We start from the raw sequence: 15645 nt of genomic DNA, 5'->3' as shown, positions 1-15645 counted from the left end.
GTTATGGCAAGTATTACGAGTTACACCACCGGCAACGGTGACAAGCGTTACATGATTCAGGTTTATCAAGGCTTAGACCCGCAAACGGGGAAGCCTAAGCGGATGAAACGCCGAGGCTTTAAGACAAAAAAAGAAGCCACCCTTGAGGCTAACCGGCTAGAGTTAGCTGTCTCAAACGGTGACTTACAACAAGAAAACAATATTTCGTTCAAAAAGGTTTATGAACAATGGTATCAGGGCTACATCAACACGGTGCGGGTGAGCACTTATGCGCGAACCGCTGGTATGTTTAACAATCACATTCTACCAGCTTTTGGCAATAAACGCATCCGTACAATTACAGTTGCACAGGTTCAAACGGCTGTTAACAAGTGGTTTAAGTTTGCCCCGAATAACTACAAAAAGTGGTATCACTACACCGCTAACGTGTTTGATTACGCCATTAAGCAAGGCTATATGAGCGGTGTTAACCCCACCAAACGGATTACCCTACCAAAGCCTAAGAAGAAGTGGAACAAGCAACCTGAAAACTTTTGGACTAAGGAACAGCTAACTGAGTTTTTCTCTTTCATAGACTCCGAAAAGGAACTAGAAAAATATTCGCTATTTCGGGTACTGGCATTTGCTGGCATCCGCCGGGGTGAGTGTCTCGCGCTAACGTGGAATGATATTAGCTTTAGTAAGTCCACCATGCGTATTAATAAGACCCTTACTCAAGGCGTTAGAGGTGAAACAATCGTACAACCACCTAAAACGATAGCGGGTAACCGAGAAATTGCGTTGGATGCCACTACCCTCACCTATCTCAAACGCTGGCGTGCTCTTCAAAAAAAGCATTATCTGATGCTTGGTTACAACACCTTAAAGAATGGTCAACTGGTCTTTGCAACGTCTAAAAACACCTTTAAATCGCTGAATACGCCTGCCAAATGGCTCAACTCAATCATTAAGAAGCATGGTCTCAAGAAAATGACGGTTCACGGTTTTAGACACACATCCGCCAGCCTGCTCTTTATGGCCGGGGCAACGATCAAAGAAGTTCAAACTCGATTGGGTCATGATGATGCAGAAACCACTTTGAATGTGTACACGCATGTGACGAAACAAATGGATAATCAGACGGCCGAAAAGCTAGCAAGTTATCTTAATTTCTGACCAAAGGTAGCCAAATCGGTAGCCATTGCAACGTAGCCACAAGTGAAAAACAGCTATGAATCACGGTTTAACAAGGTTTACGGAAAACACGGGCGCAATACCCGCCGACTCCATTATTTCAAATTTATACTAGAACGCCTGAAACGTTATGTTTTGGGCGTTTTTGTTTTACTTGATACTGAACTATTTTTAAACTTTCTAAAATCGGCACACATTTAACGCACAAAAAAAGCCCGATTACTAACGAACCAGGCGTTGTGACGGAATCATTTTTCAATTATTTTAAGACGTTGATAGCCACGTCAACGCGGCCGGTACCCTGCCCGAGGAGTAGCGGATTTTGCTCAGTTCGAACAACACCAGAAACCGCCTTGCCATTTTTGATTAGGTTTTGAATAAACCGTTTGCCAAAATCGCTACTTACGCCTCTAATTAGCCATGTTCGTTTCATTTTACACCACTCCTTTTCAGAATTTTATGCCTTTAATGAGTCAACATTATCCACCAACAGCCATAAAATTTCAACCAAAAATCGCATCTTTTTTAGTAGTTATTAGCTAATTTAACTTCATTTAGCTTTTTCTAACAAGTTTGTGAAAACCCTTTGACAAATCATCTAAAACTGCTTAGTCTGAGCAATGAGGAACCTTCACACATCTCGTGGCCAAATAACCAGAGGTTGTGCAGGAATTTGTCGTGAAGAAGGGATAGTATGTCAAAATTGCCAACATATAACGAACAACAGTGGCAACGCGCAGTGGATGCTGTCATGCAAGAGTATCAAGCCTATCTGGATGAGCTTCATGAACAGGGTGTTGATTATACAATCAAGAACGCCCGAAAACTATTGATCTATCAGGATTTAATCGCTGAGTGGCAACACAAATTACCAACGGTTATTTCCGATCTTGAAGATAATGAGTTTGCCTTAACCATTTTTAATGAAATCAAGACCCACCGGCCAACTACACTACTTCAACGGGCCTATGAGGATATGTCAAGCTGGTCAAACTTCAATCCGCTCCCAATTACACTGTGGCTTCAATTGTCAGAAGACGCCACTATCTCGCAATATTAGCCACCATATTATCCAAAGAACCAATCGGCTTTGACAAACGCTGATTGGTTTTTTTCAGCCTATTGGATCACTTAACTCACAATCAGCCGTTTTGGGTCTCGTTTCAACGCTTTTAAGACGCGCACAAAGTCGGAATAGGCGAGCACCACAGTAGCTGTGTTGACGTTGGGATGAAAGCCAATTGGGGCATTTCGGTCAATTTCAGCGTCGATTAAAACCGTCACACAGTGAGCCACATCATTGAGCAGTCCAAATGGTGTTACCGAGCCCGGCATGACGCCCATCAAACTTTGAAGTTGTTCGGATGTTGCAAATGATAACCGCTTCTCACCTAACTGGTGGGCAATTTTTTTAAAGTTCGCCCGCCTGTCATCTCGCATGATTAATAAGTAATAGCGATCACCACTTTTAAGTAGCAGATTTTTGACTTGACTGCCTGGCGTCTTGAAATCAATTTCGTCAACCGTAAATACCGCCCGGTGAAAGACAACAACATATTGAATGTTCAGCTTCCCTAAAAAATCAAAAACCAGTTGTTGTTGCGTCACGTCGATTCCCCCAATCCGACCTACAGTTGGTCATATTGTACGCCTCGGCTTAGACAATCAACTATTAAAGTTCCGTGACGATGACGTCAAAATTTCGTTACAGATTGCCCACAGCATTGCGCTATCTCAACGGGCTATGGTATTTTAAACCAATGACGAAAGGAGTTTGAAATGAAGAAATTATACCTCACATTAGCTTTAGGTTTCGGCTTAGCCATCGGCGCTGGCGCCGCAACCCAAGCGACCAGTACGGCGTCTGCTGCTAGCTATCACGTCGTTGCCAGTCAGTCCATGACTAAAACCGCTTACCACAAAGCGTCTACTAAAGGGGCCGTGTACAATCTCAGCCATACGCGAAAATTGGCCAGCCTCAAATCCTACCCCAACACAACCTGGTATGCGACCAAGAAGGTCACGTTAAAACACGGTAACTCAAAGGCCGTTTATTACAAGGTTAAAAACGGCGCAGGTTCTGTTAGTGGCTATGTTTGGCATACATACCTCGCTAAGGGTGTGGCCCCGTTCAACTTAAAATATGCTCGGGGAGCTGTTGCGTTGAATGCTGATACAAACAAAGTTTTATGGTCTAAAGCAGCAAACACGCCCCGCCCAATCGCCTCTATCTCCAAATTAATGACGTTATACTTAGTTGAGAAAAAAGTGGCCGATTCAAGTGCCGGCTGGAATTCAACGGTTAATACCAGCTACTCAGGTTTGAAGAGGATGGGAAATTCATCCGTCTATGGCGGCTTTAAGTTTACTAAGAACAGTTATACCGTCAAACAATTGTATCAAGCAGCCCTAATTGAGTCTTCAAACAATGCGGCCATTGCCCTCGGCCAATGGGTCGCTGGCGGTGCCACTCCAGCTTATAATAAAGCGTTCATTAAAATGATGAATAATCAAGCGGATGAGTGGCACCTTGGCAAGGCGACCTTCGTATCCGCCAACGGCATGGAACAAAATGCGCTGCGGACTTACGGTTACTCCGTTAGCGGCGGAAACGCCAACATGGTCTCACCCAAGGACGTCGCTCTCATCGCCAGTCACTTAATCAACGACTATCCAGCCGTCCTTGAGGATGCCAGCCATGCCTCTTTGAACGTTAGTGGTCAGCTTTGTTACAACTACAACAACTTGTTACCCGGGCGAAAATACTACCAAGCGTCCCTGAACGTTGATGGGTTGAAAACGGGTTACACCGATCTAGCCGGTTACTGCTTTGTTGGAACTGGCAAAAAAGCCGGTCATGACCGGTTAATCACGGTTGTGTTGCACGATGAAAATGAATTTACTGAAACCCGGGCGTTGATGAACGAGGTTTACAATAAAGATTTAATTTAACGTCGCGCTTTAATTCTGCTAAAATCACTGGTAAGTCATCACTTATCAGTGATTTTTTAGTTCTAATTTACTCTGGGGGATTCGTATGAAACAACTATTAATTGAACTTTTCATCCTATTGTTGGTCTTGTTTCTTCTCATCTTCGCATTTAGCCAGTACCATGACCCTAAAAAATCAGCTCAGGCCCCTGCTATTTCGGTAATTTTAATGTATCCTAATTGTCAAATTAGTGCATAATACTAATAGATCTCACAAATACATTGCATGGATATTGCGTTTATTCCTACGTCATTGTATAATGCATTCATTCTGAAAAAAGAGGATGATTGATGATGACCCCAGCAAAACCAATTGATAATTTTCAACCCCATATTGACTACAACCAGACTCGTCCTATGACCTTAAAGGACTTAAATCAACTCGACCCTGCTATGCGAGGATTCGTTCAGACCCACGCATTCGGAGTTGATCCCAAAACAAACCATTTTCTCTTTTAGTCCACCGCTGCCCCCTTTAAATAGGTTGCGTGCGCGTGACGAATTGGGTATACTTAATCTCACATAGGGCTTTTTCACAACGGTAGCTTGTTGCGGCCGCAATGACCGCGATTTTGGTATTGCAATCATCCCTCAAGTCACCGTTTGTACACATATCAACTAGCCGGAATCGAACTTTCGATTCCGTTTTTTATTGTCTTCTAACACCCGTGGCTGCGATCAGACCTTCAAATCACATTTAACTTGCAAGCGCTTCATTTAGCCGGTACACTAGCGGTTGAGGAGGCGTTTCCCATGGATAATTCAGATAAAAAATTCCGCAAACTATACGAAACTGACATCTACAACAAGGATGGTTTAAACGGCTATGCATACGTTCCAAATGGCATCGCCGTCGCCGTCAGCAACCCACGTAACGAAACGATGCCTGGAACCAATCCTGAACAGTTACTAGGACTTTCTTTAAGCACGTGTATGAATGCCACGTTACAAGCTATCGAACGCGAAAACGATCTAGACCATACAGCTGAGGTCCATGTTCACGTAACGATGGTTAAGGGTACTGATGGCTTAGAATTTTTAGTTCACGCCATGGTCAGCATCCCTAGCGTTAGCTATGAGCGAGCCGTTGAACTGACCAATCAAGCTGAACAACGCTGCCCGGTGTCAAAACTATTAAGCGGTAGCATTAACTACACGGTTGAAACTCTTCAAAATTAGACACAAAGCAAATCCGTTCCCGAATCATGTTGAAAAAAAGCAGTGGCGGTCTTGATTGATTTTCAAGACCACCACTGCTTTTAGATTAGGCTTTAACCACTGCTACGAGTCAGCCGGATTATTTAAGTTGGCAACATCCACAAATTGGCGAATAAAATGTAAAATTTCTTCCGCCTTACCCTCACCAAAATAGTCAACCCAACTTTGGAACCGCTGTTCCGCCTTTTTTGAAATCACCCGTTCAATTTCGTCACCACGAGGTGTTAATCTCAAGTACTGACGCCGACGATCATTTGAATCACGTTCTTGATAAATGTACTCAAGGCCAAGCAAAACCTTAATTTGGCGAGATATGGCACTTCGCGTGACTTTTCGTGAATCCGCTATGTCAACCAGCGTGACATTCTGGCTTTCTTTAATCGTATGCATAATCAAGTACTGTTCGAATGATAGCTTGAACGCCATAGCCGGTTCTGAAATAAAACTATCAAGATACTTCAGTGAAGTCATGTAGACGTCAATGTATTCATCTAATAAGTGTTTGGTATTCAATACTATCACCTAGTTTCGTGAAATTAATTTTCCTTTTTATCTTAGCATTTTGCAATTTTAATTACCAATCCAATTCACCGCCAACTTTTGAAAGCTTCATTAACAATTGCCTGTGGTAAGATAAAACCAGATAACGAAAGCGGGGGAAAACTATGACTGATACTATTTCCAGGATTCATAAAGTTGAACTTGGAAACCTCAAAATGATTGCCGAAATCTGCGATCAATTGTCGCTAAATTATTTTCTCATTGGGGGCTCGTTGCTAGGTGCTATTCGCCACAAAGGTTTCATCCCTTGGGACGACGACATGGATATCGGCATGGTGCGGCAAGACTACGAACAATTTCAAAAATACGCACCAAGATTACTCCGTGGCCACCCCTATTTTTTACAAACGCCTTACTCCGACCCTAACTACGGATTCAGTTATATGAAACTTCTGAACCGGAATACTTATATTGAAGAAAAAAACAACGTGAACGATGCTCGGAAAGGCGTCTTCATTGATATTTTTCCAATCGATCGGATTCCCGATAACGACGCCGCGCGCCGCGAGCAAATGACCCGTTTTAAACTGCTGGATAGCGATGTCATTGTTCGCGCCGGATACGGGTTCATTGACACCCCATTTCGGCGGTTACGATCAGGGCTCGACGAAAACGATGTCAAGGACATTACCCAACTAAAACGGGAACGCGACCGCGTCATGCAAGCTTACAATAAACAGGCTTATTCTAATTTGAAAAACCTAGCTTCCCAGTATGCTTACGATAAAGAGATTCTTACTCTGGCACAAGTTAGCCAGTTAATTGAAGTTCCGTTTGAGGATACGACGGCCATGATTCCTGCTGATTACGACACGATTTTGACCCGATTATATGGCAACTATTTGCAGCAACCACCCGTAAAGCAACGAACAGAAAAGCATATTAGTAAATTAATTATGGACAACCAGACATTTTCTTAAAGGAGGTTTTGGCCATGAAGAATCGATACTTTGGCACCATGATTGCAACCGTTCAGGGTCTGGAGCTTCTGATTTCAGATTTAAAATCCCTCAAGCCTGTGGAACGGGTGCGTAAGGAGCTTCCCGTTGGAGATGACATTTATCAACACCGGCCCCTCCCCTTTAGTCTGGTCACGCAATTAACAACTGGCCTTCAAGGATTTCTACAGCTCCTAAATGACTACCAGGTCACTAACTACCAACTTTGGGGAAGTGAGGCCCTATCTCAGGCCCTCAATGCGGATTTCATTGCGGATCAAATTGACCTCCGAACCGGCCTGAGGATTCATTGGTTATCAATCAACGAAGAATCCTATTTTCGCAATCAAGCCGTTTTAACACAACTTAAAGCCAGCAAAATTCAAAATAGCCAAACCGTGACACAACTTGTTGGGATTAACTCTGGTAACACGACTGTGACTCAATTTCGGGGTGTCACCTTTAACTATTCCACCAACTTTGCGATTGGGCCGGTTAAAATTGCCGAGGACCTCCAAAGTCTGCGGCAAAATTCACCTAATTCGGTGGAAGTGCTGACAGATTACATCGACAGTAAACTAAATAATGTTGAACGCTCTGTTATTACCGAAGAATCTGCACCAACCAGCCGCATTATTTTATTAGGTTCGATGCCGCTTAGTCAATTAGCTCGTAGTAAGCAAACCCGCCACTTGAGTTCGACCGCTTTTGAATCTCTTTTTGACACCGTTGTGGACGGTTCCGACCAGTTTTTAATTGAACGACTTGGCGTTAAAGAAAGCGACTTGCAGCTTCTTCTTCCCGAACTTTTGATGCTCCGCCGGTTAATTAAACTAACCAATGCCAAGGAATTGGTGATTTCCGACACGACTGTCCTTGATGGGCTGGCTATCAACGAGGCGATTAAAGCCGGGTACAGCAACCTTCACTTTACTGAGCAAACCATCATTACCGCTCAAAACATGGCCGACCACTATGGCGTCGAGCCGGTTCACCGTCAGCTAGTCACTAAGTTTGCGCTCCATTTATTTGACCAGTTAAAACCGCTACATCAATTGGACGCCCGCTCTCGAGTCTTGCTAGAAGTGGCCTCACTCCTACACGACGTGGGCGGTTACGTCGGTGCTCACGAACACTACCTCCATTCCGATTACCTCATTCAAAACTCTGACATTATTGGGCTATCTAATCACGAACGCAACGTTATCGCGGCAATCGCCCGATACCACAGCACCCAAACGCCTGGAACAGATCTCAGTCATTTTCAAAAAATGACCACTCAGAATCGCTTGCAGGTGGCTAAATTAGCGGCTATCTTACGATTGGCGGACGCCTTAGACGACGACCACCAGCAAAAAATTCAAAAAATATCGGTCTCGCTACAGGAAAAACGGGTGGTCATCAGTGCTTACAGCAACGCAAACCTCTCGTTTGAGAACTGGGTTTTCGCGTTTAAAAGTCAGTTTTTTGAAGAAACATTTGGCCTAAAAGCAAAACTAAAGCAAAGGAGCGTGACGGCAAAATGACGACTAATATCAACTTCAAAAATCCCGACTACTACACGAACCGGGAACTAAGCTGGATTGACTTCAATGACCGCGTTCTAGAGGAATCGCGGGATCGTAGCAACCCGTTACTTGAACGGCTCAAGTTCTTGAGCATTACCCAAAGTAACCTGGATGAATTCTTTATGGTGCGGGTGGCATCACTAGCCAAGTTAGCGTCAGTCGACTACCCCAAACCTGACGCCTCTGGGCTCACTGCCGATGAGCAACTGCGGGCCGTCAATAAAAAGGCTCACGCAATGTTGACCAAACAATATACGACGTTACAACGGTCACTATTACCCGCCATTGAACAGCATGGTGTTTATCTAAAAACCATGGCAGAGCTAACCACTGAACAATACGAATTTGTGAAGAGCTATTTTCACGATGAGCTCTACCCCGTCCTCACACCGATGGCCGATGATAGTTCGCGCCCATTTCCGTTTATTTCAAATGACTCCCTCAACATCGCCGTCCAGCTTGTCAAACATAAAGAAAGCACCCACTTATTTGCCACGCTTCAAGTGCCAGATGTCTTTCCCCGAGTGGTCCGCCTGCCAGGTGCCAAAAATGACTTTATTTTGATTGAAACCATCATTAAAGCCTTCGTTGGCGCGCTATTTGTCAATTACCGCGTCAAAGAAGCGGCAACCTTTAGAGTGATTCGCGATATGGACCTTGACGTTGCTGAAGAAGATACTTCAGACCTGCTTAAAGAAGTCCAACAACAGCTTAAACTGCGCGAACACGGCCACGTCATTCGCCTAGAGGTCGAAAGTACTATCAGTAAAAAACTGCTAAAACGGCTCACCAAGCAGCTGGATATTCACGAATACGCCATCTATGAAGTCAGTGGCCCAATCGACCTCACCTTCCTAAATGAGCTGGTTAAACGAATCGTTGGGTTGGAACAGCTCAAGTATCAACCCTTTACTGCTTACGAATCGCCGGAATTAAATCATGATCACGACATCTTCAAAGCAATCCGAACTCATGATTGGTTGATGCACCACCCCTACGATATGTTCGATCCAGTGGTCGAGTTTATCCGCCAATCATCCGTTGATCCCGACGTTCTCGCCATAAAAATGACCCTATACCGGGTCTCAGGTGATTCACCCATTATTCGGTACCTCGGGCGAGCAGCTCAAAATGGTAAACAAGTTACAGTCCTAGTAGAGGTCAAGGCCCGCTTTGATGAGCAAAATAACGTCCACTGGGCCCGGCAACTCGAAAAGATGGGCTGTCACGTTATTTACGGGTTAATTGGCCTTAAAACCCACTGTAAGCTCACCTTGGTCGTCCGACGAGAGCAAGGTGGAATTCGGCGTTATATGCACATGGGCACCGGAAACTACAACGATGTCACTGCCCACTTTTACACCGACATGGGCCTGTTTACCACCAATGCCGATATGGGCATTGATGCAACTAACATTTTTAACATGCTCTCCGGCTATTCTGAGCCACCGTACTTTCACTTGCTGCACATCTCACCACAAGGAATCCGTGATTTCATCAATGAGCGCCTAAACCAGGCCACCAAGCTCGCTAAAGAGGGCCGCCCAGTTCACATCCAAATGAAAATGAACTCGTTATCTGACCAACCAATGATTGCTCACCTCTATGAAGCGTCACGGGCAGGTGTGAAAATCGACCTCATTATTCGGGGCATTTGCTGTTTAAAGGTTGGCATTCCCGGCATTAGTGATAACATTACGGTTCATTCCATTGTGGGCCGTTTTTTGGAGCACAGTCGGATTTATATTTTTGACTTTGATGGCGAACGCAGTTTCTACCTTTCAAGCGCCGACTTAATGACGCGAAACTTAAATCGACGAGTGGAGTTACTGTTCCCAGTCCTCCAAGAAGATCTGGCGGAACGGGTCAGTCGTATTTACCAAACCATGTGGACGGATAACGTCAAAACCCGCGTTCTTCAACCCGATGATACTTACCTGCATGTCGATCGACGAGGTCGGCCAGCGTTGGACGCGCAAACCCTTTTCACCCAACAAGCAACAGAACGCGCTGAAGCCCAAAAAGCGACTGAACGCCGATCGCCAACCAACGAGTTTCAGCCAATGTTAAGCCCAGAAAATCAACCAACGACGCTCGATGATGGGAGTGATACCAACTAATGGAAAATTTTGCAGTAATTGACTTAGGATCAAACTCGGTTCGAATGACCATCACCCAGATTAACGATGATGGCAGCCGCCAAGTGGTGGCACAGATGAAAAATTACGTCCGACTCTCAGAAAATATGGGCCCTCAACATGAACTTCAGCCGGAAGCCATCGAACGAACAATTGGTGCCCTCTTAACGTTCAAAGAAACCTATTCAAAGCTCGAAAATGTTCATCTAAGAGCCGTCGCAACTGCGGCAACCCGATTGGCTACAAATCAAAAAAAGTTCCTTAAACAGGTCTTTGCAGCAACTGGTATCGAGCTGGAAGTGATTTCCGGAACGACAGAGGCATACTACGATTATTTAGCGGTTAGTCAGACCCTGCCCGCAACTAATTCGGTGATTCTTGATACTGGTGGTGGCTCCTCTGAAGTGATTCTCGTTCAAAATAACAACATCAAAAATCTAATCAGCATCCCGTTAGGTAGCGTCTCTATCACCCAACAGTTCCTACCAACTGACGTCATCACCGCCTCATCGCTGTTTAACGCGATGACTTACGTGAACAACGTTTTAAATAGTGTCTGGTGGCTCCGAAATGGGTTAAACTTACCCGTCATCGGGCTCGGTGGTAGCAACCGAACCCTCGCCAAAATCAACCGGCGGGCCAAACACATTCTCGATTCTGAAAATATTCATGGCTATCGCTTGAGCCGGGCTGCGGTTGATCGAACTTTTTCAACAATCGTCGACAGCGACTTAGCCGGCCGAAAAGAAATCCCTGGTCTCAGCAAAGATCGGGCTGACATTATCGTTGGTGGGTTAATTCCATTAGTGTTACTGATGCGTTATTTAGACTCCGACCGCATTACATTCTCTAATAACGGGTTGCGAGAAGGCATTTTGTTTGAACACCTCACTGAAACTCGTGGGCAAGAAAACAAAAATGCACCGACCGCCTAAAAAAAAAAACCGGACAACCAATTAGTGGTTGTCCGGTTTTTATCGTCTTGTTTCACAACTAAGCGACTGCCCCGGCTGGGATCGAACCAGCGACCTCTTGATTAACAGTCAATTATTCTACCGCTGAACTACGGGGCAAAAACATCACTTAATAGTTATACCATGTACATTAGAAAAGGGCAAGAATTTTTGATAATTTTTTAACCAATATGGTTTTCGCGTAATACCATATCAATCTCATGTTGCACCTTAGGCGGCTTTTGCCACTCCTCAAAGTGGTCCATCTGCTCCGTCGGCATCTCGTAATTTTCATTAATGTAATTCTCATAGGCTTCAACGTGTGGCGAATGAGGAATGTTGAGTTGCAAGATTCGAACCTGCTTGATAAACCCACGCTCTGCGGCTAACTCTGCCCGCCCATTTTGAACCATGTTACTGATTTCCATGTATTTACTGCCATCTAACCTGGTAATTTCCTCGATTAATGTGAACGTTTCGTGGCTCTTCAACACCTGTCACTCCTTTTCAACCTATGAATTATACCACATAACAAAGGCCACAAAAAAGCCACTATCGGGCGATAGTGGCGGCATAAGAGAGAAAGAGAATTGATTAGAAGGTAATTATTCATACCTTACAAATTAAACTATAACGTTAATTGTAAGCGCTGTCAATATGATTTTAAAAAAAAGTCGCTCTTTTGCGACCCTTTAATCCCTATTTACTTTTACTGTAACTGCCAACAGGCGTAATTTGCTCTGTCGGATGAATCAAAACGCTTGGATCCTTCACAACCTGATTCAACGAATGACCAGAAATATTGACCCAGCAAAGTAAGACAAGCAAAACGACTGCCGCCCAAGTTAACAACTGGTTGCCGACCGACATTTTTTCACTAATCACAGAACCATAAAAGGCTTTCTTAACTTTAGCGGGAACGTTTTTTTCTTCCGGATGTGCTGCTTCCCGTTGCTTGACCACGTCCGCTTGGAAAGCGTCAATATCAAACGCTTTTTGGTTTTCTTTCATGCGCCGTTGAAAGCTGTGCTTTTCTTTCTTGTCTAAGCTCTTAAACCATTTGACAAAATCCTTGTAGTTTTGAACGACCTCAGCCGTTTGGCCAATTTCCTTCAACGTCCCATAGTGGATCCATGCGACTCGATCACAAAGCTTTTCGACCTGTTTCAACGAGTGACTGACAAAGATAATGGTCTTTCCTTCATCCTTGAACTCGGTAATTTTGTCCACACATTTTTGGTAGAACGTGTCATCCCCAACCGATAAGGCTTCGTCGATAATCAAGATATCAGGATTGACGTGAGCCGCAATCGAAAAGCCCAGCCGGGACTTCATCCCACTTGAATAACTTTTAACGGGTTGATACAAGAAGTCGCCGATATCGGCGAACGAGACAATATCATCCATCAGGTTATCGATTTCTTCGTTGGTAAGCCCCAACATCAACGCCTTCAAGCGAATATTTTCAAGGCCAGTCAAATTGCCCCGCAATCCGGACCGAATGGCAATAATTGAGGTATCGCCACGAACATCCACAATCCCACTGGTTTGGGGAATGATCCCTGAAATAATGTTAGAAAGCGTTGATTTCCCAGAGCCGTTAACCCCGATAAGTCCCAGTGTTTCGCCGGCCTTCACTTCCAGTGAAATACCCATCAACGACCAAAAATGCGGAACGGGCTTCCGATTCAGGGCAAAAAACGATTTCAGCTTATCGGTTTGCGTCTTGAATAATTCGTATTCCTTTGTAACGTTTTCAACTTTAATTTTGTAATCTACTGCAGTCGCCATTTTATATTCTTCCTAACGTTTAATTACGTGATTAACCATAAGCACCATTATATCAAACTCGGGCCGCTTTAGAAACTGACACCAAGATTACCGAGTTTTTAGGTTCAAAAGGTCAGTCAGCTGTACCCAACCCGTTGTTTGGCCAATCTTAATCTGATACCAAATCGTCTGAGTGTTTTTAATAATCCCACGCTGGACAATCTGAACGTTGTGGTTCGCAAGTTTTGCACTATCGATGACCTTCGCGTGGCCGGTTGGTCCAGGAACGCTATCATAAATTTTTACGTCCCCATTTTTGACAGTTGCATGACCTTTGTAAGTTGCATACGTCACCCCAGGGGTGATTTTAACCGTGTGATCTGCATCATCTTTATTGGTGGTTGCTTGATCAAACCGTTGTAAATCATAAGTCTCAATAATGTGATTTAGTTTTTCACTGTAGCTTGAATCCGTGGCATACGAACTCGCTAAGGTTTTAGTCGCCGAAACATACGACGTGGCGTTTTCCCGCCAGGCCTCCTGATACAAAAATGGGTTCCAAGTCGTCCCATCACGAAGAACTTGAGCGTAGTCGTTAATTGAAGCTGCCAACGTTGGGTAAGCCTTGAACTGGGCCACGGTACCGACCATCAGCCCATTGCTCCCCTCTTCAGAGGTTGGTAGCGTGACCGATTGTCCTTCATAATCACCTTTGACACCAAAATAATTATTAGCTTGAGCTGCCAACTCACTGGTTCCCCAGTCACTCTCGAGTGCTGCCTGGGCCATCATGACCGACCCGTAAAGGTGGTATTTCTTGCTGGCTTGCATCACAGGCCGACTAAGTCGACTAATAAAATCCGTGTGAGTATCCGCCTGAGCCGTCGCCGATAAGCCGCTTAACAATGCAACTGCGGCGATGACCGTCATCATTAATTGTTTAAACACCTTCATAGAAGTAATTCCCCTCAATTTTACTGAACCGTCATTATTATACAGGGTTTCAAAGATTAAACAAGCGCCTGCAAACGACATAACAAAAACTCAAGGACTTCTTAATGCAAAGTGCCTTGAGTTTAAAATTATTTGATTTTACTAAAAGCCGGCGCCTCAACCCAACCGGTTGTCTGGTCGGCGGTCACCTTATACCAAATACTGGTTAACCCGTTTTGCACATGGGTCGCCTTTTGCGAGATTGCGACTTTGCTTGCTCCCAGCTGATCCGTGGTTGTTAACACCTTCGCCAGATAGCTTGAATTATAAACGTGGTTGTACACGTAATTCTTAGTGGTGCTTAACGTCCCAGTTGCTTTAGCGGTCGAATACTTCGTGATTGGGAAGCTTAGCACTTTCGCATAAACCCAATACTTCTTGGCAGTCGTCTGCTTGCTAAACCGAATTCGGTACCAGTTCGTTTTCGACCGTGACTTATATGCTCGATTGTCCAGCCAAACTGGCCGGCCGGTCCAACCGCCAAGTGTTTTCCAAGCGTATTTGGTTGTTTTATAACCACTCCCGGTGACATGATTATAAACGGCATATTTTCTGAACGCACTGCTAAGCGTTGCCGTTTGGTTACTAGAAGCACTATTGTAGGTAATTTTATCCGCATTAGCTGAGCTGCCGCCAGTGCTACCACCAGAATCTAACGCGTCTAAGCTGTACGTTTGAATCAAGTTGATCAACGATTGGCCGTAATTAGGCGCCGTCGCATACTTGCCAGTTAACGCGTTGGCTGCGTCTTCATACGTGCTGGCATTCTCCCGCCAAGTCCCCGAGTAAAAGGAGGGGTTTCCGGATATCCCATTTCGTAAAAGCTGGGCGTTGTCCGTCATTGACGCTTTAATACTTGGATATTTTTTAAACTGAGCATCTGTGTAGTACAACTGCCCGTTGCTGTCATATTCAGCAGTCGACATCGTCACTGACTGGCCGTTGTAAGCGCCCTTGACTCCAAAATAATTATTGGCAGACGTTGAAAGCGTGCTACTCCCCCAACCACTTTCAAGCGCGGCTTGCGCCATCATCACTGACGGATACAATTTGTATGAGTTGGCGACTGATTTAACAGATGGCCCCAGCTTACTAATAAACTGCGTTGTTTGCGTGCTGGCTTTTGAATGCTGCGGTTGGCTCGTCGTTATCCCAACCGCAAGGCCAAGCGTAACGAAACAAGCGGAGACCATTTTTACCACCGTTTGTTTATGCATCCCAAAATTCCCCCTGAATGTCCTTAATATGTACCACCATTATAAAGATTATCACAACTTGCTTCAATGGCGAAACGATGACATTCTAATTCATTTTGACACACAACTGAAAAAATGAGGCCTTA

17 protein-coding genes and 1 tRNA gene are annotated in these 15645 nt (G+C 44.6%); 10 read left to right on the top strand and 8 right to left on the bottom strand.

Going from position 1 to position 15645, the window contains the following annotated elements; translation table 11 throughout:
• Positions 1–3: 3 nt before the first annotated feature.
• Positions 4–1155: a site-specific integrase gene (locus FC96_RS06865; RefSeq protein WP_056942482.1), complete on the top strand. Its 1152-nt coding sequence runs from the start codon at positions 4–6 to the stop codon at positions 1153–1155.
• A 277-nt stretch (positions 1156–1432) separates the two neighbouring features.
• Here FC96_RS06865 and FC96_RS12890 read toward each other — a convergent pair whose 3' ends face one another.
• Positions 1433–1606: a hypothetical protein gene (locus FC96_RS12890; RefSeq protein ID WP_156403180.1), complete on the bottom strand. Its 174-nt coding sequence runs from the start codon at positions 1604–1606 to the stop codon at positions 1433–1435.
• 261 nt (positions 1607–1867) lie between these two features.
• Between FC96_RS12890 and FC96_RS06860 the strand changes: the two genes are divergently transcribed.
• Positions 1868–2233, top strand: a complete 366-nt coding sequence (locus tag FC96_RS06860) for a hypothetical protein (RefSeq protein ID WP_054660685.1) — start codon at positions 1868–1870, stop codon at positions 2231–2233.
• Between the two features lie 71 nt (positions 2234–2304).
• Here the strand turns inward: FC96_RS06860 and FC96_RS06855 are convergent, their stop codons facing one another.
• Positions 2305–2781 (bottom strand): prolyl-tRNA synthetase associated domain-containing protein, encoded by a 477-nt coding sequence (locus FC96_RS06855; RefSeq protein ID WP_056942481.1) that lies wholly within the window; start codon positions 2779–2781, stop codon positions 2305–2307.
• A 171-nt stretch (positions 2782–2952) separates the two neighbouring features.
• Here FC96_RS06855 and FC96_RS06850 point away from each other — a divergent pair, with 171 nt between their 5' ends.
• The 4 genes from FC96_RS06850 (at position 2953) to FC96_RS06845 (ending at position 5343) form a co-directional block, all read left to right on the top strand.
• On the top strand, positions 2953–4125 hold the full coding sequence (locus FC96_RS06850) for a serine hydrolase (protein ID WP_056942480.1): 1173 nt from the start codon (positions 2953–2955) through the stop codon (positions 4123–4125).
• An 85-nt stretch (positions 4126–4210) separates the two neighbouring features.
• Entirely contained in the window at positions 4211–4363 is a 153-nt protein-coding gene (locus tag FC96_RS12885; RefSeq protein WP_156403178.1) for a hypothetical protein, read from the top strand.
• Positions 4364–4455: 92 nt separating this feature from the next.
• A complete protein-coding gene (locus tag FC96_RS12880; RefSeq protein WP_156403177.1) occupies positions 4456–4623 on the top strand; it encodes a hypothetical protein in 168 nt (55 codons plus the stop codon).
• A 294-nt stretch (positions 4624–4917) separates the two neighbouring features.
• A complete protein-coding gene (locus FC96_RS06845) occupies positions 4918–5343 on the top strand; it encodes an OsmC family protein (protein ID WP_054660681.1) in 426 nt (141 codons plus the stop codon).
• A gap of 102 nt (positions 5344–5445) precedes the next feature.
• Here the strand turns inward: FC96_RS06845 and FC96_RS06840 are convergent, their stop codons facing one another.
• Positions 5446–5901, bottom strand: coding sequence for a MarR family winged helix-turn-helix transcriptional regulator (locus tag FC96_RS06840; RefSeq protein WP_235804737.1), 456 nt, complete (start codon positions 5899–5901; stop codon positions 5446–5448).
• Positions 5902–6047: 146 nt separating this feature from the next.
• Here FC96_RS06840 and FC96_RS06835 point away from each other — a divergent pair, with 146 nt between their 5' ends.
• The 4 genes from FC96_RS06835 to ppx are packed head-to-tail and all read left to right on the top strand — an operon-like array spanning position 6048 to position 11522.
• Positions 6048–6863 (top strand): LicD family protein, encoded by an 816-nt coding sequence (locus FC96_RS06835; RefSeq protein WP_056942479.1) that lies wholly within the window; start codon positions 6048–6050, stop codon positions 6861–6863.
• A 14-nt stretch (positions 6864–6877) separates the two neighbouring features.
• Complete coding sequence (locus tag FC96_RS06830) at positions 6878–8407, top strand: Ppx/GppA phosphatase family protein (protein WP_056942478.1); 1530 nt, start codon at positions 6878–6880, stop codon at positions 8405–8407.
• Positions 8408–8415: 8 nt separating this feature from the next.
• Positions 8416–10569, top strand: a complete 2154-nt coding sequence (locus FC96_RS06825; RefSeq protein ID WP_420835108.1) for an RNA degradosome polyphosphate kinase — start codon at positions 8416–8418, stop codon at positions 10567–10569.
• Positions 10569–11522, top strand: coding sequence for an exopolyphosphatase (gene ppx / locus FC96_RS06820; RefSeq protein WP_056942476.1), 954 nt, complete (start codon positions 10569–10571; stop codon positions 11520–11522). The genes FC96_RS06825 and ppx overlap by 1 nt, the downstream gene beginning before the upstream one ends.
• Before the next feature lie 66 nt (positions 11523–11588).
• Here the strand turns inward: ppx and FC96_RS06815 are convergent.
• The 5 genes from FC96_RS06815 to FC96_RS06795 all read right to left on the bottom strand — a co-directional run bounded on the left by FC96_RS06815 (position 11589) and on the right by FC96_RS06795 (position 15520).
• Positions 11589–11660, bottom strand: a tRNA-Asn gene (locus FC96_RS06815).
• Between the two features lie 62 nt (positions 11661–11722).
• Positions 11723–12031 carry a hypothetical protein gene (locus FC96_RS06810; protein ID WP_054660856.1) on the bottom strand — a complete coding sequence of 103 codons (309 nt, stop codon included), beginning with the start codon at positions 12029–12031 and terminating at the stop codon, positions 11723–11725.
• Positions 12032–12239: 208 nt separating this feature from the next.
• Positions 12240–13331: an ABC transporter ATP-binding protein gene (locus FC96_RS06805; protein ID WP_056942475.1), complete on the bottom strand. Its 1092-nt coding sequence runs from the start codon at positions 13329–13331 to the stop codon at positions 12240–12242.
• Between the two features lie 87 nt (positions 13332–13418).
• Positions 13419–14264 carry a glucosaminidase domain-containing protein gene (locus FC96_RS06800; RefSeq protein ID WP_056942474.1) on the bottom strand — a complete coding sequence of 282 codons (846 nt, stop codon included), beginning with the start codon at positions 14262–14264 and terminating at the stop codon, positions 13419–13421.
• Between the two features lie 128 nt (positions 14265–14392).
• A complete protein-coding gene (locus FC96_RS06795) occupies positions 14393–15520 on the bottom strand; it encodes a glycoside hydrolase family 73 protein (protein ID WP_056942473.1) in 1128 nt (375 codons plus the stop codon).
• Between the last annotated feature and the right edge of the window lie 125 nt (positions 15521–15645).

Origin of the sequence: Secundilactobacillus kimchicus JCM 15530 (assembly GCF_001433995.1) — a bacterium.
Taxonomy (GTDB): Bacteria; Bacillota; Bacilli; order Lactobacillales; family Lactobacillaceae; genus Secundilactobacillus; species Secundilactobacillus kimchicus.
The sequence above is the reverse complement of the archived record's forward strand: the minus strand, read 5'-3'. Positions and strand labels throughout refer to the sequence as shown.

Bases quoted from the DNA above. Each gene is read 5' to 3' on its own strand.
- FC96_RS06835 (WP_056942479.1), top strand. From the start codon at position 6,048: ATGACTGATACTATTTCCAGGATTCATAAAGTTGAACTTGGAAACCTC.
- FC96_RS06850 (WP_056942480.1), top strand. From the start codon at position 2,953: ATGAAGAAATTATACCTCACATTAGCTTTAGGTTTCGGCTTAGCCATC.
- FC96_RS06795 (WP_056942473.1), bottom strand. From the start codon at position 15,520: ATGCATAAACAAACGGTGGTAAAAATGGTCTCCGCTTGTTTCGTTACG.
- FC96_RS06805 (WP_056942475.1), bottom strand. From the start codon at position 13,331: ATGGCGACTGCAGTAGATTACAAAATTAAAGTTGAAAACGTTACAAAG.
- FC96_RS06800 (WP_056942474.1), bottom strand. From the start codon at position 14,264: ATGAAGGTGTTTAAACAATTAATGATGACGGTCATCGCCGCAGTTGCA.
- ppx (WP_056942476.1), top strand. From the start codon at position 10,569: ATGGAAAATTTTGCAGTAATTGACTTAGGATCAAACTCGGTTCGAATG.
- FC96_RS06865 (WP_056942482.1), top strand. From the start codon at position 4: ATGGCAAGTATTACGAGTTACACCACCGGCAACGGTGACAAGCGTTAC.
- FC96_RS06830 (WP_056942478.1), top strand. From the start codon at position 6,878: ATGAAGAATCGATACTTTGGCACCATGATTGCAACCGTTCAGGGTCTG.
- FC96_RS06860 (WP_054660685.1), top strand. From the start codon at position 1,868: ATGTCAAAATTGCCAACATATAACGAACAACAGTGGCAACGCGCAGTG.
- FC96_RS12885 (WP_156403178.1), top strand. From the start codon at position 4,211: ATGAAACAACTATTAATTGAACTTTTCATCCTATTGTTGGTCTTGTTT.
- FC96_RS12890 (WP_156403180.1), bottom strand. From the start codon at position 1,606: ATGAAACGAACATGGCTAATTAGAGGCGTAAGTAGCGATTTTGGCAAA.
- FC96_RS12880 (WP_156403177.1), top strand. From the start codon at position 4,456: ATGATGACCCCAGCAAAACCAATTGATAATTTTCAACCCCATATTGAC.
- FC96_RS06845 (WP_054660681.1), top strand. From the start codon at position 4,918: ATGGATAATTCAGATAAAAAATTCCGCAAACTATACGAAACTGACATC.